1 protein-coding gene is annotated in these 848 nt (G+C 62.9%); it reads right to left on the reverse strand.

Features of this window, described 5'->3' with window-relative positions:
* Positions 1 to 17 precede the first annotated feature (17 nt).
* A complete protein-coding gene (locus B8446_RS15860; RefSeq protein ID WP_084712398.1) occupies positions 18 to 842 on the reverse strand; it encodes an IS5 family transposase in 825 nt (274 codons plus the stop codon).
* Positions 843 to 848: the final 6 nt, after the last annotated feature.

Raw genomic sequence — 848 nt, forward strand, 5'->3', positions numbered from 1 at the left:
AGAGCCTTTTTGGAAATTCACGGATGGGCGTTTCTGCGTAGCATGAGGCTGCCCACGGCGATATGGATCATGGCCTCGGAGACATCGACGCGCTGCTCGTAATCCCGCACGAGACGTCGCCAGCGGGTCATCCAGCCGAAGGTCCGCTCGACGACCCAGCGGCGGGGCAGAACCTCGAAGCCTTTCGCGCCGGCCGAGCGCCGGATGACCTCGACGCTGAAATCCAGGAACGCTGCCTTGTCCATAAGCATCGCCCGGTCGTAGGCGCCGTCGGCGAACAGCTGCTTTACCCACGGCCAGCGCTTGCGGATCGCGTCCAGGATCATCTGGGCGCCGGCGCTGTCGGAAATATCCGCGGGCGTCAGGTGCACCATCAGCAGGCGGCCGTCGGTATCGACGGCGATATGCCGCTTGCGCCCGACGATCTTCTTGCCTGCGTCATAGCCTCGCGTCTCTGCGTGAGGCGCCTTGATACTTTGGCTGTCGATCACACCGCCCGTCGGGCTCGCTTCACGCCCTTCAGCTTCACGATCGAGCATCGTGCAGACGTCATGGATCGTGCGAAACAAGAACCGGCGCATCAGACGGCGAAACCACCAGTAGACTGTCTGCCAGGGGCCGAAATGAACAGGAAGCATCTCCCACCCGCAGCCTGAGCGCACCAGATAGCGCAGGGCGTTGAGGATCTCCCGAAAATCGACGCTCCGCTTGCGCCCTCGCGGGCTTGCAGGCGGCATCAGAGGCGCAATCTGTTCCCACTCCTCGTCTGTCAGATCAGATGGGTAGCGCTTCGTCTTGCGGGATAGAGCGGCCATGCGTGCTCGGGCTTGAGGTGTCCACATCCCAAG

Origin of the sequence: Tanticharoenia sakaeratensis NBRC 103193, from assembly GCF_000963885.1 — a bacterium.
Taxonomy (GTDB): domain Bacteria; phylum Pseudomonadota; class Alphaproteobacteria; order Acetobacterales; family Acetobacteraceae; genus Tanticharoenia; species Tanticharoenia sakaeratensis.